Annotated in this window: 18 protein-coding genes and 1 tRNA gene; 6 read left to right on the forward strand and 13 right to left on the reverse strand. The window is 56.2% G+C overall.

Going from position 1 to position 20,454, the window contains the following annotated elements; genetic code table 11:
- The first annotated feature begins 63 nt into the window (after positions 1–63).
- Positions 64–1,332 (forward strand): MFS transporter, encoded by a 1,269-nt coding sequence (locus DFR26_RS01130; RefSeq protein ID WP_116207612.1) that lies wholly within the window; start codon positions 64–66, stop codon positions 1,330–1,332.
- A gap of 49 nt (positions 1,333–1,381) precedes the next feature.
- Here DFR26_RS01130 and ahpF read toward each other — a convergent pair whose 3' ends face one another.
- The 9 genes from ahpF to DFR26_RS01175 all read right to left on the reverse strand — a co-directional run bounded on the left by ahpF (position 1,382) and on the right by DFR26_RS01175 (position 8,941).
- A complete protein-coding gene (gene ahpF / locus DFR26_RS01135) occupies positions 1,382–2,953 on the reverse strand; it encodes an alkyl hydroperoxide reductase subunit F (RefSeq protein ID WP_116207107.1) in 1,572 nt (523 codons plus the stop codon).
- Positions 2,954–3,028: 75 nt separating this feature from the next.
- Positions 3,029–3,595: an alkyl hydroperoxide reductase subunit C gene (gene ahpC / locus DFR26_RS01140; protein WP_116207108.1), complete on the reverse strand. Its 567-nt coding sequence runs from the start codon at positions 3,593–3,595 to the stop codon at positions 3,029–3,031.
- Between the two features lie 251 nt (positions 3,596–3,846).
- Positions 3,847–3,922: transfer RNA gene (locus tag DFR26_RS01145), tRNA-Phe, on the reverse strand.
- Positions 3,923–3,966: 44 nt separating this feature from the next.
- Positions 3,967–4,269 carry a heme biosynthesis HemY N-terminal domain-containing protein gene (locus DFR26_RS01150; protein ID WP_116207109.1) on the reverse strand — a complete coding sequence of 101 codons (303 nt, stop codon included), beginning with the start codon at positions 4,267–4,269 and terminating at the stop codon, positions 3,967–3,969.
- Positions 4,270–4,271: 2 nt separating this feature from the next.
- Positions 4,272–5,267 (reverse strand): uroporphyrinogen-III C-methyltransferase, encoded by a 996-nt coding sequence (locus DFR26_RS01155; RefSeq protein ID WP_116207110.1) that lies wholly within the window; start codon positions 5,265–5,267, stop codon positions 4,272–4,274.
- 40 nt (positions 5,268–5,307) lie between these two features.
- A complete protein-coding gene (locus DFR26_RS01160) occupies positions 5,308–6,036 on the reverse strand; it encodes a uroporphyrinogen-III synthase (protein ID WP_116207111.1) in 729 nt (242 codons plus the stop codon).
- Positions 6,036–6,989: a hydroxymethylbilane synthase gene (gene hemC / locus DFR26_RS01165; protein ID WP_116207112.1), complete on the reverse strand. Its 954-nt coding sequence runs from the start codon at positions 6,987–6,989 to the stop codon at positions 6,036–6,038. The genes DFR26_RS01160 and hemC overlap by 1 nt, the downstream gene beginning before the upstream one ends.
- A 71-nt stretch (positions 6,990–7,060) precedes the next feature.
- Entirely contained in the window at positions 7,061–7,810 is a 750-nt protein-coding gene (locus DFR26_RS01170) for a LytR/AlgR family response regulator transcription factor (RefSeq protein ID WP_116207113.1), read from the reverse strand.
- Between the two features lie 57 nt (positions 7,811–7,867).
- Positions 7,868–8,941 carry a sensor histidine kinase gene (locus DFR26_RS01175; RefSeq protein WP_116207114.1) on the reverse strand — a complete coding sequence of 358 codons (1,074 nt, stop codon included), beginning with the start codon at positions 8,939–8,941 and terminating at the stop codon, positions 7,868–7,870.
- A 158-nt stretch (positions 8,942–9,099) separates the two neighbouring features.
- On the opposite strand from DFR26_RS01175, the gene argH reads away from it, so the two are divergent.
- The 3 genes from argH to DFR26_RS01190 all read left to right on the forward strand — a co-directional run bounded on the left by argH (position 9,100) and on the right by DFR26_RS01190 (position 13,496).
- Positions 9,100–10,485 carry an argininosuccinate lyase gene (argH, locus tag DFR26_RS01180; protein WP_116207115.1) on the forward strand — a complete coding sequence of 462 codons (1,386 nt, stop codon included), beginning with the start codon at positions 9,100–9,102 and terminating at the stop codon, positions 10,483–10,485.
- A 10-nt stretch (positions 10,486–10,495) separates the two neighbouring features.
- The gene (locus DFR26_RS01185) at positions 10,496–11,005 is read left to right on the forward strand and encodes a hypothetical protein (RefSeq protein ID WP_116207116.1); all 510 of its coding nucleotides are present in this window, start codon (positions 10,496–10,498) and stop codon (positions 11,003–11,005) included.
- A gap of 67 nt (positions 11,006–11,072) precedes the next feature.
- Positions 11,073–13,496: a YgiQ family radical SAM protein gene (locus DFR26_RS01190; protein WP_116207117.1), complete on the forward strand. Its 2,424-nt coding sequence runs from the start codon at positions 11,073–11,075 to the stop codon at positions 13,494–13,496.
- Here the strand turns inward: DFR26_RS01190 and DFR26_RS01195 are convergent.
- Positions 13,493–14,230 (reverse strand): alpha/beta hydrolase, encoded by a 738-nt coding sequence (locus DFR26_RS01195; protein ID WP_116207118.1) that lies wholly within the window; start codon positions 14,228–14,230, stop codon positions 13,493–13,495. The genes DFR26_RS01190 and DFR26_RS01195 overlap by 4 nt on opposite strands.
- A 129-nt stretch (positions 14,231–14,359) precedes the next feature.
- Here DFR26_RS01195 and msrA point away from each other — a divergent pair, with 129 nt between their 5' ends.
- Complete coding sequence (gene msrA / locus DFR26_RS01200) at positions 14,360–14,878, forward strand: peptide-methionine (S)-S-oxide reductase MsrA (protein WP_116207119.1); 519 nt, start codon at positions 14,360–14,362, stop codon at positions 14,876–14,878.
- 61 nt (positions 14,879–14,939) lie between these two features.
- Here msrA and rho read toward each other — a convergent pair whose 3' ends face one another.
- Together rho and trxA are read right to left on the reverse strand one after the other, a co-directional pair.
- The gene (rho, locus tag DFR26_RS01205; protein ID WP_116207120.1) at positions 14,940–16,199 is read right to left on the reverse strand and encodes a transcription termination factor Rho; all 1,260 of its coding nucleotides are present in this window, start codon (positions 16,197–16,199) and stop codon (positions 14,940–14,942) included.
- Positions 16,200–16,383: 184 nt separating this feature from the next.
- A complete protein-coding gene (gene trxA / locus DFR26_RS01210; protein WP_116207121.1) occupies positions 16,384–16,713 on the reverse strand; it encodes a thioredoxin TrxA in 330 nt (109 codons plus the stop codon).
- 134 nt (positions 16,714–16,847) lie between these two features.
- On the opposite strand from trxA, the gene ppx reads away from it, so the two are divergent.
- A complete protein-coding gene (gene ppx, locus DFR26_RS01215) occupies positions 16,848–18,353 on the forward strand; it encodes an exopolyphosphatase (protein WP_116207122.1) in 1,506 nt (501 codons plus the stop codon).
- Here ppx and ppk1 read toward each other — a convergent pair.
- Positions 18,350–20,410 carry a polyphosphate kinase 1 gene (ppk1, locus tag DFR26_RS01220; RefSeq protein WP_116207123.1) on the reverse strand — a complete coding sequence of 687 codons (2,061 nt, stop codon included), beginning with the start codon at positions 20,408–20,410 and terminating at the stop codon, positions 18,350–18,352. The genes ppx and ppk1 overlap by 4 nt on opposite strands.
- Between the last annotated feature and the right edge of the window lie 44 nt (positions 20,411–20,454).

Consider the following 20,454-nt stretch of genomic DNA (forward strand, 5'->3'; position numbering starts at 1 on the left):
CGCGCTCCTTAGGGAAAATGCGTTTTAATGCGCGACATCTTAGCGCATCTATTGAGCCAACTTATGACTTCCGGTAACTCCAAGGGCCGCGTGCTGTTTGCCAGCCTGATTGGCACCACCATCGAATTTTTCGATTTCTATATTTATGCCACGGCGGCGGTGCTGGTATTTCCCACGCTATTTTTCCCCAATGCCGACCCCACCACCGCCACGTTGCAATCACTCGCGACGTTTGCCGTGGCGTTTTTTGCGCGGCCTCTGGGCTCGGCCGTGTTTGGTCATTATGGCGATCGCATTGGCCGCAAAGCCACACTGGTGGCGGCGCTCTTGACCATGGGCTTATCGACGGTGGCCATCGGCTTTTTGCCAACCTACGCGCAAATCGGCGTGCTGGCCCCGGCCTTGCTCGCGCTCTGTCGCTTTGGCCAAGGCCTTGGTTTAGGCGGCGAATGGGGCGGCGCGGTCTTGCTCGCCACCGAAAATGCACCACCGGGCAAACGCGCCTGGTTCGGCATGTTTCCGCAGCTCGGCGCGCCCTTGGGCTTTTTGCTATCGAGCGGCACCTTCCTAGCACTCACGCATTTTCTCAGCAATGACGACTTCATGAGCTGGGGCTGGCGCATCCCCTTCATTGCCAGCAGCTTGCTGGTCTTTGTTGGCCTCTATGTGCGCTTGCGCATCACCGAAACGCCGGCCTTTACGAAAACCCTCGCTCGCAATGAGCGCGCCGAAGTGCCCATGGTCACGCTATTTCGCGAGCATGGCAGCGCGCTATTTCACGGCACAGTGATTGCGCTCACGGTGTTTGTGGTGTTCTACCTAATGACCGTCTTCACACTGAGTTGGGGCACCACAGCGCTCGGTTATAGCCGCGAAACCTTCCTCAAGTTGCAAATGTTCAGCATGGTGTTTTTCGCCGCCACCATCCCACTCTCGGCCATTGTTGCCGACCGCTACGGCCGCCGCGTTACCCTCATGGTGGTGGGCGCACTGACCATGCTCTTCGGTCTGGCCTTTGAGCCGCTGTTTGTCGCCAACGACCCCATCGCCTGCTTGGTATTTCTGATTTTAGGCTTAAGCGTGATGGGCTTGGGCTATGGCCCGCTGGGCACGTTATTAGCCGAGCTATTTCCCACGCGCGTGCGCTATACCGGCGCCTCGCTCACCTTTAATTTGGCGGGCATCTTCGGTGCGTCATTGGCACCGTACGCGGCGACATGGCTGGCCACGGATTTCGGTTTGAGCGCGGTGGGCGGCTATATGGCGCTGGCGGCAGGTTTATCGCTGTGGGCATTGAGCCGCACGCCGGAAACGCAGTATCGCGACGATTAAAAAAGGCCCGCCACTGGGGCGAGCCTTTTTGGGTTCACCGACTTAGTTTTTAAGCGGCCTCGACCTCATCCTCGCTCACTGAGCTGCGAATCAAATGATCAAACGCCGATAACGCCGCCTTCGAGCCTTCACCCATGGCAATGATGATTTGCTTATAGGGCGAGGTGGTGGCGTCGCCGGCCGCAAACACGCCGGGCACGGAGGTTTGGCCTTTAGCATCGACCTCAATCTCGCCGCGCGGGCTCAAGGCCACCGAGCCTTTCAGCCAATCGGTGTTGGGCAGCAGACCGATCTGCACAAAGACGCCATCGAGCGCAAGTTCGTGGGCGCTGTCATCGAGGCGATTTTTATAGGTCAGGCCGGTCATTTTGTCGCCATTGCCCAACACTTCGGTGGTCAACGCCGAGGTGATGATGGTGACGTTGCTTAAGCTGCGCAGCTTTTTCTGCAGCACGGCATCGGCACGCAGCTCTTTATCGAACTCAATGAGCGTGACATGCGCAACGATGCCGGCGAGATCAATCGCGGCCTCTACGCCGGAGTTGCCGCCGCCAATCACGCCGACTTGCTTGCCCTTAAACAGCGGGCCATCGCAATGCGGGCAATAGGCCACGCCACGGCCACGGTACTCTTGCTCGCCGGGCACATTCATTTCACGCCAGCGCGCGCCGGTGGCAATAATCACTGACTTCGACTCAAGCACCGCGCCATTGGCGAGCGTGATGCTCACTTGCTTACCGGCGCTCAGGGCCGTGGCGCGTTGGGTGTTCATGACATCGACGTCGTAGTCTTTGACATGCTGCTCCAACGCGGCGACCAGTTTCGGACCCTCGGTTTGGCTCACCGAAATAAAGTTTTCAATGCCCATGGTATCGAGCACCTGGCCACCAAAACGCTCGGCTACTACACCCGTGCGAATGCCTTTGCGGGCGGCATAAATAGCGGCGGCAGCACCGGCGGGGCCACCACCCACAATCAGCACGTCGTAAGGTGCTTTCGCGTTGAGCTTTTCGGCATCGCGGGCACCGGCATTGATGTCGACTTTGGCGAGAATTTCTTCCAAGGTCATGCGGCCTTGGCCGAAGCTTTCACCATTGAGATGCACGCTGGGCACCGACATGATTTGCTTGCGCTCAACTTCGTCTTGAAACAGCGCGCCATCGATCATGGTATGCGAGATGCCGGGATTAACCACGGCCATCAGGTTGAATGCCTGCACCACGTCGGGACAGTTGTGGCAGCTCAGCGAGATGAATGTCTCGAAGTGCAGGCCGGCGGGTAACTCGCGGATTTGCGCCAATACGTCATCGCTGACTTTGGGCGCGTAGCCGCTGACCTGCAACAAGGCCAGAACCAACGACGTGAACTCATGGCCCAAGGGAATACCGGCGAAACACACGCCCGATTCCTCGCCCGGCTTATTGACCGCAAACGAGGGCCGGCGCGCATCACTGCCGTCTTCGCGCACAGCGATTTGCGGGTTTAGCGCGGCAATGTCGTGCAGCAAGGCCAGAAGCTCTTGCGACTCAGCACGCTCATCGAGGCTGGCAACCAGCTCAATGGGGCTGACTAAACGTTGTAAGTACGCGGCTAATTGGGTTTTCAGTTCAGCATCTAACATGATGGGTCTGCCTGGTTACAGAGGTTTACGGTCACTCCGGGGCTTGTGGCCCCGAAGCGTTTTACGCAACGCGGCTTAGATTTTGCCGACGAGGTCTAGCGAGGGCTTCAATGTTGCCGCGCCTTCTTTCCACTTGGCGGGGCAGACTTCACCGGGGTGAGCGGCAATGTATTGCGCGGCTTTGACTTTGCGCAGCAGCTCGCCGGCATCGCGGCCAATACCGTTGTCGTGCACTTCGCAGAGCTTGATTTCGCCTTCGGGGTTGATCACGAAGGTGCCGCGGTTAGCCATGCCATCTTCTTCGATCATGACTTGGAAGTTGCGGCTGATACGACCTGTTGGGTCACCGATCAATGGATATTGCACTTTTTTGATGGTGTCTGAGGTGTCGTGCCAAGCTTTGTGGGTGAAATGCGTGTCGGTCGATACGCCATAGATTTCCACGCCCATTTTTTGGAACTCGGCGTAGTTGTCAGCCAAGTCACCCAGCTCGGTGGGGCAAACAAAGGTGAAGTCGGCAGGATAGAAAAATACCACCGACCATTTGCCGGTCAGCGTGGCTTCCGTGACCGGCACAAATTTGCCTTCGTGATAGGCGGTGGCGGTGAAGGGCTGTACTTTGGTGTTGATCAAATTCGTCATTTAAAAGCTCCTTAGGTCGTACTCGGCCAGTGGGCTCGCTTTCTGGGCGCTGGCCAGTGGGATCAGGGAATTCCTGCCCGAGCATAGTAACCAAGGATGCTAATAATGTTAAATTGATTATTTGCTGGATTTCGATAGGCATTAGCTATGAATCTAACCTACGCCAGAGAAGGCCGCACAGACTGTGCGCGAAAACATATCGGCCACAAAAAAGCCCCGATCACGGATCGAGGCTTTAAAGTTTCAATAGATGGTGGCCTGGCCCAGAATCGAACTGGGGACACGCGGATTTTCAATCCGCTGCTCTACCAACTGAGCTACCGGGCCACACGAGGGGCGTATTAAAGCTGCGCGAAGGCCTAGCGTCAAGCCTAACGAGCCTTAGGTGTCCAGTTTTTTCGATTATCGGGGGCTGGCACGCGTGCATCTGCTGCTTTTTTGCGCGATAAGCGCGTGCTCAGCGCAGGTGTCGCGCGCCGTAACCATAATTCTAAACTCACCAAGCGCGCCACCAACCACACCCACACCACGGCAATAAGCACCGCCAGCACCAAGCTCATCTCAAGCGAGGTATTACCCCAGCTAATCAATACATAGCCACTGTCTTGACTCATCGCCGTGACTGACAGAGTCAGCACGACGACCAGCACACACAACCACGTCAGTAATCGCATGGCTAGCGCTCCCCACCCAAACTAGGCAATGCCGTTAACGCGGCGCGACTAATCAGCGCCGGCTCATCGCGGGTAATAATTTGCGCCTGCAAATCCTCAAGCTCAGTGAGTAATGCTTCAGTTTGGGCCACTGGCAATGCCGCTAGCCGTGCCTGCACGCGACGCATCGCGGCGGCTAATGCTTCCCGGTAAACCGTCGCATCACCCTGCAAAAGCGCCACTTGCGCCTGCAAAACCTGGCTATCAATTTGGCTGCGCAATACATCCAGGCGTGCATCATCGAGCACTGGCGCCAATGGCTCGTCGTGGTGACGCACAACAATGAGCTGGCGGAATTTCGCCACGCCTTGTTGCCATAAATCAGCCATGGCGGAGTTTTCTTGGGGCGATGTCGGCGCCGGCTTAGGCGTCGGCGCGCGCACAGTGCTGACCTTCAACGCGGCAATGTCTTGCTGTACTGCCGATAACCGCAAGTACAGCGCGCTGGTATCGATCGGCTCAAGTGCCGCGAGCGTCTTGATGTCTTGTTTTAGGGCGCGATGCAGTGCGTCGAATGACTCAAAGCGCTGCTCATTAAGCAGGGCATCGACACTGAGCAAAGCACGGCGTGCGGCCACGGCGTCATGGCGCAGTTGCAAGGCGCGCTCGGCAACTGTCACGGCGGCATCAATGCGATCGGTGAGCCAGCGTTGGCGCAGCGCCGGACCATCGAGCAATAACGTCTGAATAATATCTTGCTGTTGCTTAAGCTGCGCGTCACGCAGCGATTCCCGCAAACCCATCGACTCTAATTCGCCACTGACCCGCGCCAATGACGCATCGACTGCACGCAAGCTACTGCGCGCGCGCTTGTGCTCCTGCTCGCTATGCCACGCCATGATGCCGGCCGCAATCGTGAGCAGCGTCAGAAACAGCAGCACCAGCTTAAAACCCATACTTAATGGCCGTTTAATGGCGACCGAGGTCACCAAGGGTTGACGGCTAGAAGATGTCGCCATGAGATTGTCCTTATTATGCTCAATGACAGGATGTCTTTGCTTACTCGCCAGCCAATGCTTGCACTGCGGCGAGCCAATGCGCCGGCTGCGCACCACCCGCGCAGAGCACACGCTCAGCACCAGCGTCACGCACGCGATCAGCCAAACGCTCACTGACCGTGATCAACCAAGGCTGCGTGGCCTCAGTGCCGGCAATCTGCTGCCAGTTTTGCCACATCATGGCGCTGCTTAATATCACCGCATCGGGTCGAGGATAGCAGCTGGCCCATGCGCCGCGCGCAGCATCTGGCAAAAATCGCCGATAAAGCGCCAAGGTGTCGACGGTTGCGCCGCGCGCACGCAGCGTAGTTGGCAATAATTCGCGGCCATCCTCACCCCGACAGACGAGCCAGCGCTGACCAGCTACCTGCTGTAAAACAGCAAGCGCAAGCATACCCTCGCTGTCTTCTTGCGCGGCAATATGCACCTGCAAGCCCTCGGCTTCGAGCACCGCCGCCGTGGCCTGACCAACCGCCACGCAGGGCAAAGGCTGAGGCCATTGCGGCCAATAATCCGTGATCGCGCTGACCGCGTAGCGCGCGGCATTGGCGCTAACAAAAACCACGCCATCATAGCGATCAAGCGCCATGATCTGGGCCCGCGCTTGTGTGCTCAATGCGAGCGGCTCAACCGCCAGCAACGGCAGCTCAATCACCGCATGGCCCGCGTCGCGCAAGGTCTGCGTAAGCGCCGCCGCTTGCCGCGCCGGGCGTGGATTAAGAATGCGCATTAGCGCGTACTCGAGCGCCCATACACGGCATCCAAAATCTCGCCAGCACCTTGCGCCAACAGCTTTTCAGCCAACTCAACACCGAGGGCTTCCGCATCATGTTGCAGGCCCTGCACACGGTCAATAATCATGCGCTGACCATCGACACTCCCCACGCGGCCTTCAATCATTATGTGCTCGCCATCGAGCGTGGCATAGCCGGCAATCGGCACTTGGCAGCCGCCTTCTAAGCGCGTATTCATGGCGCGCTCAGCCATCACGCGGATGGCCGTGACCGGATCGTGCAATGGTGCAAGCAATGCCTGCGTTTGCGTGTCGTCGCTGCGGCATTCGATGCCAACAGCGCCTTGGCCTACCGCCGGCAGCATCAGCTCAGGATCGATGCTGCAGCGAATGCGGTCGTGCATATTGAGACGCATGAGTCCGGCGCAGGCCAAAATAATCGCATCGTATTCACCGGCATCGAGCTTGGCTAAACGAGTTTGCACATTGCCGCGTAAATCTTTCACCACGAGGTCGGGGCGCGCGCGGCGGATCTGGCACTGGCGGCGCAGACTTGAAGTGCCCACCACAGCACCTTCGGGCAGCGCCTCCACCGATGCCGCGTGATTGCTGACAAAGGCATCGAAGGGGTTTTCGCGGGGGCAAATCACCGACAGGCCGAGGCCATCGGGGAAGGCCATGGGCACATCTTTCATAGAATGCACGGCGATATCGGCACGGCCATCGAGCATGGCGGCCTCCAGCTCCTTAACGAACAAGCCTTTGCCGCCAATTTTTGCCAATGGCACATCGAGGATTTTGTCGCCTTGGGTGACCATGGAAACCAGCTCAACCACGAGGCCGGGGTGGTGACGACGCAGCTCATCGGCTACGTAATGAGCCTGCCAAAGGGCCAGCGGGCTTTGACGCGTGGCGATGCGCAGGGGCTTCGCCGATGTACCTATGGACATAAAAAACCTCGGAACCGATCACTGCGAGCGAGTGTATCAGCCCCGAGGCATTGCTGCGTGAAGCAGGCGACTTAGACGCGGTGCAGGGTTTCGCGTAGCTCGGGCAAATGCCGGCGGCTAACCACTAAACGTTCGTCGAGACCGCGAATGCGCACACGGTATTGGCCGGTTGAAATGACTTCGAGGCCTTCCAAGAAGTTCAATGACAACAGGGCATTACGGTGGATGCGAATGAAACGATCACCGAACTCTTCTTCGAGCTCTTTGAGGGTCTCATCAATCAAGACTTCGCCTTGCTCATGACGCACGGTGACGTATTTATGATCGGCGAGAAAATAGCGCACTTCATCGATAGGAATTAGCTCGATGCCGCGATGCGTACGCGCGGTGATGTGGCTGCGATGTGTGCTGCGCTCGGTGACCGCCGGCTGCTGACGCAAAACGCCGAGCTGTAATTGGCTCACGCGGCAAGCGCGCGCTAAGGCCTCACGCAAACTTTCACGGTTCACTGGCTTCAGCACATAGCCAGCAGCGGTGACCGAAAAGGCTTCGAGCGCATGCTCATCGAAAGCGGTGCAAAAAATGATCGCCGGCGGCGAGTCACGATCGGCGAGTTGGCGGGCGCAGGTCAGGCCATCCATCACCGGCATGCGCATATCCATGAGCACGATATCGGGCGCGTAGTCATTTACTAGCTCGATGGCTTGCTCGCCATGTTCGGCTAAGCCAACAAGCTCATAACCACCAATATCTTCAAGGAGTCGCACTAAGCGTTCGCGTGCTAGACGTTCATCATCACAAATAATGACCCGTGGTTTCATTCCCTAAACCTCACTTTTTTCTTGTTATGGGCGGCCTTGTGGCTCGCTCTTTTTTTATTAAGCCAAGTGTCGCGGGTAGCTCAACTCGGTGACAAAATAGCCTGCCTCTGGCGCCGCATCAAGCTGCACGTCGGGACCAAAGCGCGCTTTTAATCTCAGCAGCACATTGCGCATAGACATTTGATTGCCTGGACGCGCCGGAGACTGCGGCAGCGGATTCGTCATTCGTATCCTAACCCAATCGGGCGAAATCTGAACAGCTAATGTGATTCTGCATGGCGTTGAAGATAACTCGGCGCCATGGCGGATGGCATTTTCCAAGAGCGGCTGCAGCGTTAATAGCGGAATCCGCACGCCGCCAATATCGGCCGGAATTTGCCAATCGATATTGAGGCGATCGCCCAAACGCAGCTCTTCAATATTGGCGTAGCGCCGGCACAGCGTTAGCTCATCGCGCAAACTCACGTCGGCGCTGTCTTTGAGGCTGGCACGAAATAGCGCCGATAAATCCTCGACGACCTGCTCAGCCTTGTCAGGATCCGAAGCAATTAAGCTGGCAATAATGTTCATCGAGTTGAATAAAAAATGCGGCTCAATGCGCGCCTGCAAAGCTTCTAAGCGCGCCTGTAATGCAGCTTTTTCGCGATTTCTGAGCTGCGCTTGCAAGGTTAAATAGCGCATAAATAAGCCGGCAAATAAGCCACTCATCAGCAAATGTCGGAAAATCGCGGCATATTCATTGCTGACAAACGACAGCATGGGCAGCTCTAGCGCATCGAGCAGCATAAAACCGCCCAAGCTCAGCCACAGCAAATTAATCATGATGATGGCAACGACGGTCGCCGATACGGCCAAATGTCGCCACGCCATCATGCGTTGCCGCCAGCGACATATCAGAAAAAAGCTGGTGCCCATGACGCTGCCGGTCAGCAGCAATAATAAAATGTAGTCCCAGAGCGGGAAGGGCCATAAGACGGGCGTTTGCGCGAGCAATAAAAAAAGCGAAATCACTACGCAGATCACGGCGATACGAAACGTGAAGGTGCGCGAACAGAAATCGGGCAGCCAAAACTCATTGCTGTTGAAGTCGGCGGGCGAATGGATGAGCGTGGATTTATTGTTTTTGGACATGAACTCAGTGTGCCCGAGGCAGCCCCGCGTTCACAAGCAGCGCACAGCATGGGTGATGTATACTAAGCGACTTATTTTTAAGCGCATGGCTTACCCGATTTCCGGAGCCCTGCTTATTTTGAGCAAGACGCGCCCAGCAGGCGCCATAAGGTTTAGTCATGAGCACCCCATCATCGTCCATGTGGGGTGGCCGCTTTGCAGAGGCCACCGACCAGTTTGTTGCGCAGTTCACGGCCTCCGTGCAGTTTGATCAGCGCATGTATCGCCAAGACATTCGCGGCTCTATCGCACACGCCACCATGCTCGCCGAAGTCGGCGTGCTGAACGTGGCTGATCGTGATCTGATCATCGATGGCCTGAACGCCATTGAAGCGGAAATCGCGCGCGGTGAGTTTGTCTGGCGCGTGGAGCTCGAAGATGTGCACATGAACATCGAAAGCCGCCTCACCGATCGCATCGGCATTGCCGGCAAGCGTTTGCACACCGGCCGCAGTCGCAACGACCAAGTCGCCACCGATATTCGCCTGTATTTGCGCGATGAAATCGACGCTATTCGCGGTGAATTAAAGCGCCTGATGACCGGCCTCATTGATCTCGCCGAGCGCGAAGCCGAGACCATCATGCCCGGCTTTACGCATTTGCAAACCGCGCAGCCGGTGACTTTTGGCCACCATTTATTGGCCTGGTTCGAAAACATTAAGCGCGATGACGAGCGCCTTGTTGATCTGCGCGTACGCGTCAATCGTATGCCCTTGGGTTCGGCCGCACTGGCCGGCACGACCTATCCCATCGACCGCCGCATCACCGCCAAACTGTTGGGCTTCGATGGCCTCTGCGAAAACTCGCTCGATGCCGTCTCCGACCGCGACTTTGCCATCGAGTTTTGCTCCGCCAGCGCCTTAATCATGATGCACCTATCGCGCTTCAGCGAAGAGTTGGTGCTGTGGGCCTCGGCGCAGTTTAATTTTGTCGATCTGCCAGACCGTTTCTGCACGGGCTCGAGCATCATGCCGCAAAAGAAAAATCCCGATGTACCCGAGCTGGTGCGAGGTAAAAGCGGCCGCGTGTTTGGCCACCTGATGGCGCTGCTGACGCTGATGAAAGGCCAACCGCTGGCCTACAACAAAGACAACCAGGAAGACAAAGAGCCGCTGTTTGATGCCGCCGATACCGTCATGGGCTCCCTGCGTGCCTTTGCCGATATGGTGCCGGCGCTGGTGCCGCGTCGCGAGGTCATGCGCGAAGCCGCACGCCGCGGTTTTGCTACCGCCACCGACCTCGCTGATTATTTGGTGAAGCGTGGCTTAGCTTTCCGCGACGCCCATGAGGTGGTCGGCAAAGCCGTGGGCTATGGCGTTTCAAGCGGCAAAGATTTAGCTGAGATGAGCCTCGCTGAGTTGCAAAATTTCTCCGCCGATATTGGCGAAGATGTCTTCGATGTGCTCACGCTCGAAGGCTCCGTCAACGCCCGCGACCACATCGGTGGCACGGCACCCAATCAAGTGCGCGCCGCTGTGGTGCGCGCCCGTCAACGTATTAATTGAGATGATATTGATGAAAAAATTTCTCGTGATCGCCGCTACCTGCATCAGCTTATCGGCCTGCGCTGGTCTCGGCGGCGGTGGCAGCACTGGTTCCGCCAACAGTGCCTCGCAAACGCAATCGTTTATTCAAGCCGTGGAAGCAAAACGCGGCACGGCGCTGGGCGTGGCTGAAAAGATCCAGCTGCAAGGCCTGGTCGGGGCCACCAAATCCGGCATCAATGGCGTGCAGGATAAATTTCTCGACAATGTGGCGTCACGTATCGGCCTCAGCGGCCCAGCCGTGGCCGCATTATTTCCTGCAGCCGGCACGCCGATCAGCGAATCATCAGCCGTGGCGAAAGTTGAGAAAGCCTTGGGTTCGCGCTTAAGCGCGGCCGACAGTGCCGCCGTGAAAGCCGCCACAGCGCTGCGAAATGACACCGGCGAGAGTCTGAAAACCGGCTTATCGAAGCGCATCGGTGGCTTAGTCGGCCTTGATGGCGCATTCATTGAATCGCTGTTGCCACTGCTCGGCTTCTAAACGTTATACCTCGGCGGGCCAATGTGCCCGCCGCCCATCTGCGCGCTTGCCGTGCTGGAGTGATGTGATGAGTTTGCTACCGCCGGTCGCCAAAACACCGCTGTTTGGTTACGACCGCTATTGGGCGGAATGCTTTGGGCCGGCGCCATTTTTGCCCATGTCGCGCGCCGAGATGGACCAGCTCGGCTGGGATTCTTGCGACATCATCATTGTCACCGGCGATGCCTATGTTGATCACCCAAGCTTCGGCATGGCCATCATTGGTCGCTTGCTCGAAGCGCAGGGCTTTCGCGTCGGCATCATCGCGCAGCCCGACTGGCAGTCTGCCGATCCCTTTAAAATCTTAGGCAAGCCCAACCTATTTTTCGGCATCGCCGCCGGCAATATGGATTCGATGATCAACCGCTACACGGCCGATCGCAAAATCCGCTCCGACGATGCCTATTCGCCTAATGACGAAGGTGGCCGCCGCCCCGACCGCGCCAGTCTGGTCTATGCCCAGCGCGCACGCGAGGCCTATTCCGATGTACCACAAGTCCTCGGCGGCATCGAAGCCTCGCTGCGCCGCATCGCACACTATGACTACTGGCAAGATAAAGTTCGCCGCTCGATTTTGCTCGATGCCAAGTCCGATATTTTGCTCTATGGCAATGCCGAGCGCGCCATCGTTGAGATTGCTCATCGCCTAAGCCGTGGCGAAAACATCCGTGACATCACGGATATTCGCGGCACGGTATTTTTGCGTCGCGATACACCGGCCGGCATGTTCGTGCTCGACTCCTCGCGGGTCGATGCACCTGGCCGCGTCGATCGCATTCTCAACCCGTATGTAAACACCGCCGATCTCGCCGCCTGCGACATTGAAAAGCAAAAGGGCGCAGCCACTTATGCCGGCAGCGCGTTTTCCAGCGAGCTCAGCGACGCGGCTAGCGAACGCGGCTTCGGCACATTTTCTGGCAATAGCATGCCCGGCGCCAATGACATCGGCGCGCCCATCAAGGTCACGCCCGGCGCTTGGGGCGAGCTTGGGGCATTGCCCGAAGACACCACGTTGGTTGAGCTTTTGCCATCGGGCAGTGACAGCAAACGCAGCAAGTTACCCGCGCGCGATGACACGGTGATTCGCCTGCCATCCTATGAAAAAGTCAAAGCCGACCCGGTGCTCTATGCCCACGCTAACCGCGTGCTGCATTTGGAAACCAACCCCGGCAACGCTCGCGCGCTAGTGCAGCGTCATGGCGAAAATGATGTTTGGCTGAACCCACCGCCGATTCCCTTGACCACCGAAGAGATGGACTACGTTTTCGATCTGCCCTATGCCCGCGTGCCGCACCCTGCTTATGGTGGCGCGCGCATTCCGGCCTACGAGATGATTCGTTTCTCGGTGAATATCATGCGCGGCTGCTTCGGCGGCTGCACCTTCTGCTCGATTACTGAGCATGAGGGCCGCATCATCCAGAATCGCTCGGAAGACTCGATCATCCGCGAGGTGGAAAAAATGCGCGAGGTGCCGGGCTTCACCGGCATCGTCTCCGATCTCGGCGGCCCCACCGCCAATATGTATCGACTGGCCTGCAAGAGCCCGGCCATTGAGGCCGCCTGCCGCAAGCCATCGTGTGTTTATCCGGGCATTTGCGAGAACCTCAATACCGACCATGACCCGCTCATCAAACTCTATCGCCGCGCCCGTGAGCTCAAAGGCGTGAAGAAGATTTTGATTGGCTCCGGTCTGCGCTACGACCTCGCCGTGCAATCGCCGGAATACGTGCGCGAGCTGGTCACGCACCATGTGGGTGGCTATTTGAAAATCGCGCCCGAGCATACCGAGGGTGGGCCGTTGTCGAAGATGATGAAGCCCGGCATTGGCAGCTACGATCGCTTCAAACAGCTGTTCGATAAGTTCTCGAAAGAGGCCGGCAAAGAGCAGTTTTTGATTCCCTACTTCATCGCCGCGCATCCCGGCACTACCGATGAAGACATGATGAATCTGGCCATGTGGCTGAAGAAAAATGGCTATCGCGCCGACCAAGTGCAGACCTTTTATCCATCGCCAATGGCCACCGCCACGGCGATGTATCACAGCGGCAAAAACCCGCTGCGCAAGGTCATGCGCGACTCCGAAGCGGTGGATGTGGTGAAGGGCGACAAGCGCCGGCGCCTGCACAAAGCCTTTTTGCGCTACCACGACGCCAATAATTGGCCATTGCTGCGGGAAGCCTTAACGGCGATGGGGCGCGCCGACTTAATTGGCAATAGCAAACAGCACTTGATCCCGACCTGGCAGCCCGCCACCGATGGCCAGTACGCGAGCCCGCGCAAGAAGAACGGCAGTGCTGGTGATGGCGTGTCGCTGAAGGTACAGAAAACTGGAGGCTCGGCACAGCGGCCAGCACGCGTGCCGCGCAAAGGCCAGATTCAGACGCAACACACCGGCTTGCCGCCGCGTGATGATGGCAGTCGGCCCGCGCGGCGGCCCCAGCGTTCGCGCTAAGCCTCAGTCCCAGCGCGCTGGTCCGCCAGCGCCATGGCAATCTGACGAAACACCTGCGGGCTAAACACCATGCCTAAATGTGAGCAGCGCGCCTCCACGTGGCGCGCCTGCGGCGTGACTCTATCGATGGTCGCCGGCCAACTCACCACGCCATCAACGCGACTAAAAATCAGCGTCATCGGGCATTGAATCGGCACGCTGTCGCGGCTAGCGATATCGCGCTCAATGGCGTCTAAATCAAAACCCATCTTAATGTACTGCTTGGCCGTGAGCGTGTATTTCGGGCCACCCACCACCGGCGAGCCCAGTGCGATCACGCCAGCAATTTGCTCTGGCATATCGCGGGCTAATTCGCGGGCAATATAACCACCCAATGACCAACCAATAAGACTCACCGGCTGACCCAACTGCGCTGACCAATCGCGGATGCGTGTTTTTAGCGGCGGGACGAGCTTGTGTACTGCCCCATGATTTTTGCCCTGACCCCATTGCCGCACCACATAGCCTAGGCTGCGCAAACGCTTCGCCAACAAGCCCATAGCCCGCTCACTGGTGCCATAGCCCGGCAGCAACATGACCGGATGGCCCGCGCCAAGTGGTAGGTCATTGAGCAAGCGTTTGCGCAGGCGCAGGCCATCAAGCAGCTCCAAACCCACGCGCGCCTCGGCGGCCACCTCAAACCAGCGTGGGGTTTTGCTCGGCAACTCAGCGGGCAGATGACTCAAGTAACGCATGCGGGGCTCTCCGGGGCATGAGATTGCAAGTCGCGACGCCGTTTACGGGGTGTTGACTACGGCTTTGCAGACTAGGAAGCCATCCATGCAGATGGCAGAATGAACGAATATACCTCAAGTGAGCAGCGTATGAATGAATCAATAGTGGTGTTAGGCGGCGGCTGCTTTTGGTGCCTCGATGCGGTCTATCGCGAGGTGCCCGGCGTACTCGAATGCGTCTCCGGCTATGCCGGCGGGGCGCGCCCCAACCCAAGTTATGAGCAAATCTGCACCGGCGCCACCGGCCATGCCGAAGTGGTGCGACTGCGCTACGACAGCGCGGTAATTTCGCTCAATGAGCTGCTGCGAATTTTCTTCACCATACACGATCCCACCACGCTCAATCGCCAAGGCAATGATGCCGGCACGCAGTATCGTTCTGTGGTGTTTTGCCAAGATGATGCCCAGCGCGCAGCAGTCACTGATTATATCGATGGCATTCGTGGCGATTACAGTGCACCGATTGTGACTGAAATTGCCGACGACACGCCATTCTGGCCAGCCGAGGATTATCACCAAGATTATTTCCGTCATAATCCAGGTCAGGGCTATTGTCAGTTTGTGGTGGCGCCAAAAGTGCTGAAATATCGGGCCATGAGCGCGCGCTGACTAAAGCCAGGCATAAAAAAAGCCCTCTAAATAGAGGGCTTTTTCATAGCGCACAACGCGTTTATTTGCGCTTCATCATGTCGAAGAATTCGTCGTTGGTTTTTGCGTCTTTGAGCTTGTCGAGCAAGAACTCAATGGCCGCGACTTCATCCATTGGATGCAGCAGCTTGCGCAAAATCCAGACCTTCTTCAATTCATCATCGCCAATTAAGCGCTCTTCGCGACGCGTACCCGACTTCTTAATGTTGATGGCCGGGAACACGCGCTTCTCAGCAATGCGACGGTCGAGATTAACCTCATGGTTGCCAGTCCCTTTGAACTCTTCAAAGATGACCTCGTCCATTTTCGAGCCGGTGTCGATGAGCGCGGTGGCGATAATTGTCAGCGAGCCACCCTCTTCGATATTACGCGCGGCACCAAAGAAGCGTTTCGGTCGCTCCAGTGCATGCGCATCGACACCGCCGGTGAGTACCTTGCCCGAGCTCGGAATGACGGTGTTATAGGCACGCGCCAAGCGAGTGATGGAATCGAGCAAAATAATCACATCTTTCTTGTGCTCAACCAAACGCTTGGCTTTCTCGATGACCATTTCGGCGACTTGCACATGGCGCATCGGCGGCTCATCAAAGGTGGAGGCAATCACTTCGCCGCGCACCGTGCGCTGCATTTCGGTGACTTCCTCTGGGCGCTCATCAATCAGCAGCACGATCAGATACGCTTCAGGGTTATTTCGCGCAATCGACTGTGCCAGCGTTTGCAGCAACATGGTTTTACCGGCTTTTGGTGGCGCCACTACTAATGAACGCTGGCCTTTACCGTATGGCGACACCAAGTCGATAGTACGCGCGGTTAAATCTTCCGTGGAACCATTACCCAGTTCCATAATTAAACGCTGCGTAGGAAATAGCGGCGTTAAATTTTCAAATAGGATTTTATTGCGCGCACTTTCCGGCGCATCCAAATTGATTTCATTAACTTTCAGCAGCGCGAAGTAGCGCTCCGATTCTTTCGGCGGTCGAATAGTGCCGGCAATCGTATCGCCGGTGCGCAAATTGAAACGACGAATTTGCGAAGGACTAACGTAAATATCGTCAGGGCCGGCTAAATACGAACCTTCGGCGGAACGTAAAAAGCCAAAGCCATCGGATAAAATTTCTAAACAACCATCGCCAAAAATTTCTTCGCCGTTTTTCGCGTGCGTTTTTAATATGGCAAAAATGATGTCTTGTTTACGGTTACGGGCCATGCCTTCTAAGCCCATGGATTCCGCAATTTTAATGAGTTCGCCTATCGGCTTTTTCTTGAGTTCGGTGAGATTCATACCGTGCTGTCAATTGGAGGGTAAGGGCAACCCAATCACTCTATGGCCAGTGCGTGGCGAGGTCGTTCAGCAGGAATTCACTGCGCAGCACAACGGCGGTCGGCTGGAGGTCGTGGGGAACGTAAAAGAGTAATCTGAGTTGAAACGAGGCGATGGTGCCGGGAGCAGCCATCGCCAATAGGACTTATATAGAGGAGTCGATAAACGCTGTCAACTGTGACTTAGATAGTGCGCCCACTTTCGTGGCAGCAATTTCGCCCGATTTAAACAGGGTTAGCGTGGGAATACCGCGCACACCAAACTTGGCGGCTGTCGCGGCATTTTCGTCAACATTGACCTTAACGATCTTCACGCGGCCTTGATACTCGCTGGCTAACTCATCAAGCACGGGTGCGATCATTTTGCAGGGACCACACCATGGCGCCCAATAATCAACCAATACAGGCACGTCGGCTTCTAATACATCGGCGGCAAAATTCGCATCGCTGGTGTTGACGATCAGCTCACTGCTCATCATGGCACTCCGTTTTATATGGATAAATTAACGAGGTGATACTAGCACACCGACGAGAAAATCATGCAAGTGCCTCGCGGTGCGCTACAATTATCGACTGAATTTTTCATTGTTGGGCCACCAGGAGCATCCTTATGCCGCGTAGCCAGGCTTTAGATGACGGCTTGATGGCCGCTGTTGATATGGGCTCCAATAGCTTTCATTTGGCCATCGCGCGGCTCGATCATGGCGTGGTGCGACTCACCGACAGCCTGTCTGAAAAAGTTCAGCTCGCCGCCGGCCTTGATGAGAACCAGCAACTTACCGATGAAGCCATTGACCGCGCCATGGCATGCCTCTCGCGCTTTAGTCAGCATCTAGCCGGTGTTGAGCCACAACGTTTGCGCATTGTCGGCACCAATGCGCTGCGGGTAGCGCGCAATGCCCGACGCTTTGCTCGCGCCGCTCAGGAAGTGCTCAACCATCCCATCGAAATTATTGCCGGTCGTGAAGAAGCCCGTCTGATTTATGTCGGCGTCTCGCAAACGCTGGCAGGCCAAGGCAAACGGCTGGTGGTTGATATTGGCGGCGGCTCGACCGAATTTATCATCGGTGAACGCCATGAGCCGCTGCTCACCGAGTCCTTACACATGGGCTGTGTCAGCTACACCCAGCGCTTTTTCCCCGATGGTCAAATCACTGAAAAAAGTCTGAATCGCGCCATCACTAGCGCACAGCAAGAACTGGCCTCCATTGCGCGCGCGTATCGCGATATGGGTTGGGATAGTGCCGTTGGCTCATCGGGCACCATCAAGGCCATTCGTCATGTGGTCAATAGCTTCGGCTGGGCCACGCCCGAGGGCCATATACCTGCCGATGCAATCGCGAAACTACGCGAGTTATTACTGAGCGTTAGCGATATACGCGAGTTACAGCTGCCTGGCCTGAAAGATGATCGCCGCCTACTCATGCCTGCGGGCTTTGCCATTGTCAGCGCTATGTTTGCCTCGCTGCATATCGATACCCTTGGTTTTTCCGAGGGTGCGCTGCGCGAAGGCGTACTTTACGACATGCTTGGTCGTTTCGGTGAGGGCGACATCCGTGAACGCAGCATTGTTTCCCTGCAGCAACGCTATGGCATTGATGGCGAATTCAGTACTCGCGTGTGCAACACCGCCAGCGAGTTGTTTGCACAATTACAGCCCGTCTTTAATTTTAGCGAAGATGATCTAGGCACACTGCTTCGAGCCGCACAGCTGCATGAGATCGGCAAAGCCATTTCGCACACCGGCTACCACAAGCACGGGGCGTATCTACTTTTTCATGCTGACTTAGCCGGCTTTTCCAAGCCCGAGCAAGAAGCGCTCTCGCTGATGGTTGGCTCGCACCGCCGGCGTCTACGCACGGAAAACATTGATGCGTTGAAAGCCGCTGGCGACGTAGTGCTGCTGCAACTCACTCTGATCTTGCGCTTAGCTGTGCTGCTCAATCATAGCCGCAGCCGCGATGACGCTGCACTGCCAAGGGTACGCTCCGATGGCCAACACTATCGTCTCGATTTCGCCAAAGACTGGCTCAAAACGCACCCGCTAACACTCGCTGATCTTGAGCAAGAAAGTGGCTACTTTCAAAGCGCTGGCTTTAAGCTCACGGTATATTAAGTGAGCTTTTCCAATAGCTGCTGCTGGGCATTGCAAGGCTTGCTGTTGCCGGGTGTGGCCCGTTGCCAACTGCCGTCGGGCTGCATATCCCAAGCCTGCGTGTTGTCTTTCAAATAGAGCATCAGGCCTTGCTCGATAACGCGCTTTTTAGCCCCCGGTTCAAGAAACGGAAAGCAAGTCTCCACACGCTGATAGAGATTGCGATCCATCCAATCGGCGCTTGAGCCATAGACCAAGGGCTCACCGGCATTTTCGAAATAAAACACCCGCGTATGCTCCAGAAAACGCCCAACAATAGAGCGCACACGAATATTGTCGGTGACACCCGCCACCCCCGGACGCAGACAGCAAACCGAGCGGATAATGAGATCTATCGACACGCCAGCCTGCGACGCGCGCATTAAGGCTTGCATCAGCACCTGCTCAGTGAGCGCATTGACCTTAATAATAATGCGCGCCGGCACGCCCAACTGCTGATTTTTAATCTCCTGCTCAATCAAGCCGAGCAGTTTTGGATGCAGCGTAAATGGGGCGTGCAAGAGCTGCTTTAAACGCAGCACTTTGCCCATGCCCGTGAGCTCTTGGAAGATTTTATGGATGTCCTCACAGACCTCTTGATTCGCCGTGAGTAGGCCATAGTCGGTGTAGAGTCTGGCATTGCCAGCGTGATAATTACCGGTGCCTAAGTGCCCATAACGCATGAGTTTTCGGCCTTCACGACGCACTACTAAAATCATTTTCGCATGCGTTTTATAGCCCACGATGCCATAGACCACGATAGCGCCGGCTTGCTGCAGCTTGTTGGCTACCTCAATATTTGAGGCCTCATCAAAGCGAGCGCGCAACTCAATGACGGCGGTAACTTCTTTGCCATTACGTGCAGCATCGGCAAGCACATTGACGATTTCCGAGTCAGGACCCGAGCGATACAACGTCTGCTTGATGGCCAATACATGCGGATCGCGTGCGGCTTGGCGAAGCAGATCTATCACCGGCATAAACGACTCAAACGGGTGGTGCAAAAGAATGTCGCCCTGGGCAATGGTCTCGAAAATATTTTCTGACTTCTGCAGAATATCTGGCATACGAGGTCGAAATGGCGTGAAGCGCAAACGTGGTCGATCAAAGTCTGTTAATAGCCGCGACAAATTTACTGGGCCATTGACTTGATATAGCGCCTCGTTTGTTAGCGAAAATTGTCTTAACAAATAATCAATAATTTGTCGCGGACAGTTATCAGCCACCTCAAGACGCACCGCGGCGCCATAGCGCCGTGACAATAGCTCGCCTTTGAGGGCCGAGGCTAAATCTTCGGCATCTTCATCGACTGTCATATCGGCGTTGCGCGTGACTCGAAATTGGAAGCAGCCATTGGCTGTCATGCCCGGAAATAATTCGGAGACATGCTCGTGAATAATCGATGACAGCATGACGTGCTGGTCGCCGCCATCGACAATGTCATCGGGTAGGCGTACCACGCGCGGTAACGAGCGCGGCGCCGGCACCACAGCCAGCGACATTTGTCGGCCGAAGGCATCTTTGCCATCGAGCGAAACGATAAAATTCAACGACTTATTGACCAAGCGCGGAAACGGGTGTGCCGGGTCAAGGCCAATCGGCGTTAGCACTGGCAACACCTGCTCTTTAAAATATCTACGCACCCAAGCCGACTGCTTTTCTGTCCATTCGTCACGACGCAAATAGCAAATACTTTCAGCTGCTAGCGCCGGTAGTAAGTCCTCATTGAGGATGCGATATTGACGCTCCACCGCGGCATGGCAGATATCGGATATGAGCTTCAATACCTCCTGGGGCAGTAAGCCATCGGGGCCCGACTTAATATGACCAAAGGAGACTTGCTGTAGCAGTCCAGCCACGCGAATTTCAAAAAACTCATCGAGATTACGCGAGAAAATTAGCAGAAAATTTAAGCGTTCAATGAGTGGATGGCTAGGGTCAGTGGCTTGCTCAAGCACGCGCATATTAAAGTCGAGAATGCTTAGCTCACGATTTAAATACAGCTCAGGACTGGTTAACTCAAAAGCCTCAGTGCTCATGGTAAATCCTACTAAAAATAATTTTTCATGCTATCGCCGCTCGA

This window comes from Paraperlucidibaca baekdonensis (genome assembly GCF_003387535.1).
GTDB classification, from domain to species: domain Bacteria; phylum Pseudomonadota; class Gammaproteobacteria; order Pseudomonadales; family Moraxellaceae; genus Perlucidibaca; species Perlucidibaca baekdonensis.

Bases quoted from the DNA above. Each gene is read 5' to 3' on its own strand.
- DFR26_RS01130 (WP_116207612.1), top strand. From the start codon at position 64: ATGACTTCCGGTAACTCCAAGGGCCGCGTGCTGTTTGCCAGCCTGATT.
- ahpF (WP_116207107.1), bottom strand. From the start codon at position 2,953: ATGTTAGATGCTGAACTGAAAACCCAATTAGCCGCGTACTTACAACGT.
- ahpC (WP_116207108.1), bottom strand. From the start codon at position 3,595: ATGACGAATTTGATCAACACCAAAGTACAGCCCTTCACCGCCACCGCC.
- DFR26_RS01150 (WP_116207109.1), bottom strand. From the start codon at position 4,269: ATGCGATTACTGACGTGGTTGTGTGTGCTGGTCGTCGTGCTGACTCTG.
- DFR26_RS01155 (WP_116207110.1), bottom strand. From the start codon at position 5,267: ATGGCGACATCTTCTAGCCGTCAACCCTTGGTGACCTCGGTCGCCATT.
- DFR26_RS01160 (WP_116207111.1), bottom strand. From the start codon at position 6,036: ATGCGCATTCTTAATCCACGCCCGGCGCGGCAAGCGGCGGCGCTTACG.
- hemC (WP_116207112.1), bottom strand. From the start codon at position 6,989: ATGTCCATAGGTACATCGGCGAAGCCCCTGCGCATCGCCACGCGTCAA.
- DFR26_RS01170 (WP_116207113.1), bottom strand. From the start codon at position 7,810: ATGAAACCACGGGTCATTATTTGTGATGATGAACGTCTAGCACGCGAA.
- DFR26_RS01175 (WP_116207114.1), bottom strand. From the start codon at position 8,941: ATGTCCAAAAACAATAAATCCACGCTCATCCATTCGCCCGCCGACTTC.
- argH (WP_116207115.1), top strand. From the start codon at position 9,100: ATGAGCACCCCATCATCGTCCATGTGGGGTGGCCGCTTTGCAGAGGCC.
- DFR26_RS01185 (WP_116207116.1), top strand. From the start codon at position 10,496: ATGAAAAAATTTCTCGTGATCGCCGCTACCTGCATCAGCTTATCGGCC.
- DFR26_RS01190 (WP_116207117.1), top strand. From the start codon at position 11,073: ATGAGTTTGCTACCGCCGGTCGCCAAAACACCGCTGTTTGGTTACGAC.
- DFR26_RS01195 (WP_116207118.1), bottom strand. From the start codon at position 14,230: ATGCGTTACTTGAGTCATCTGCCCGCTGAGTTGCCGAGCAAAACCCCA.
- msrA (WP_116207119.1), top strand. From the start codon at position 14,360: ATGAATGAATCAATAGTGGTGTTAGGCGGCGGCTGCTTTTGGTGCCTC.
- rho (WP_116207120.1), bottom strand. From the start codon at position 16,199: ATGAATCTCACCGAACTCAAGAAAAAGCCGATAGGCGAACTCATTAAA.
- trxA (WP_116207121.1), bottom strand. From the start codon at position 16,713: ATGAGCAGTGAGCTGATCGTCAACACCAGCGATGCGAATTTTGCCGCC.
- ppx (WP_116207122.1), top strand. From the start codon at position 16,848: ATGCCGCGTAGCCAGGCTTTAGATGACGGCTTGATGGCCGCTGTTGAT.
- ppk1 (WP_116207123.1), bottom strand. From the start codon at position 20,410: ATGAGCACTGAGGCTTTTGAGTTAACCAGTCCTGAGCTGTATTTAAAT.